This is a genomic window from Pseudomonas sp. 37 R 15 (assembly GCF_900004865.1).
Lineage (GTDB): Bacteria > Pseudomonadota > Gammaproteobacteria > Pseudomonadales > Pseudomonadaceae > Aquipseudomonas > Aquipseudomonas fluorescens_AM.
On record NZ_CVTV01000007.1, the window covers coordinates 1 to 263 of the forward strand.

A 263-nucleotide genomic window follows, 5' to 3' on the forward strand; every position below is an offset into this window, starting at 1 on the left:
ACTGGCTGACACACTGCCATCGGGGGCAAGCCCCCTCCCACATGTTTATCCGCGTTTAGTCAGTGATAGAGCGCACGCCCGGCTTGGCGCGCTCATCCACCGTCAACTCGAACACATCCGGCCTGGCGTAGTGCTCCACTACGTCATAGTCATAGCGGCGGCCCGGCAAGGATGTCGCCCATCGGCCCGACGAGCATGGCTGAAATCCCAATCCCCCACACCCTGAAGATCAAATGTGGGAGGGGGCTTGCCCCCGATTACGG

General features: G+C 61.6%; 1 pseudogene. It reads right to left on the reverse strand.

What is annotated here, in order from left to right:
• Nucleotides 1-55 precede the first annotated feature (55 nt).
• A pseudogene (locus BFQ04_RS29080) lies at nt 56-200 on the reverse strand (carbon-nitrogen hydrolase family protein); the annotation flags it as partial.
• Nucleotides 201-263 lie beyond the last annotated feature (63 nt).